The sequence below is a fragment of the Stenotrophomonas maltophilia group sp. RNC7 genome, assembly GCF_030910085.1.
GTDB lineage: Bacteria > Pseudomonadota > Gammaproteobacteria > Xanthomonadales > Xanthomonadaceae > Stenotrophomonas > Stenotrophomonas sepilia.
In genome coordinates, this window is the sequence record NZ_JAVFVN010000416.1 from 1 (window position 1) to 600 (window position 600).

General features: G+C 35.2%; 1 pseudogene. It reads left to right on the top strand.

From position 1 onward, the window contains the following. Window positions 1-600 (top strand): annotated as a pseudogene (locus RCF13_RS07200) (hypothetical protein); the annotation flags it as partial.

The window sequence follows — 600 nt, forward strand, 5'->3', positions numbered from 1 at the left end:
ATGAAAGAGGACTATTAACAAGTGAAACAGATCCATTAGGAAAGGTTACTTATTATGAATACGATGGCAACGGAAATCTAATTTCAGTAAGAGATCGAGATAATTTTGATACAGCTTATGAGTACGATCCAAATAATCTATTAAAGAAAATAACCTTTGATGATGGAAAGAAAATAGAATATGAATACAATCCATTAGGGCAACTGGTAGAGATGCAGGACTGGCTAGGAGTAACAGAACTAGAGCTGGATCCATTAGGTAGAATTCTAAATGTGAATGACTTTAAAAACCAAATAATAGAATATACATGGAGCCCTACAGGAGAAAAAGAGTCCATGGTTTATCCAGATGGCAGCGTTGTTCATTATGGATACGACAAGCTAGGAAGAATGACAGAGGTAATAGATGGTCTAGGAAAAACTACAGCATATAAATATGATGCCGTAGGCAATGTAGTAGAGCGCATTCTTCCAAATGGAACAAGAACAGAATACAAATATGATGCAATCTATCAGATTACAGAGCTTAAGGAACTGGACCCATCTAGAAAGATTACAGATCGATATTTATACAGCTACGATAAAGCAGGAAATAAAATAT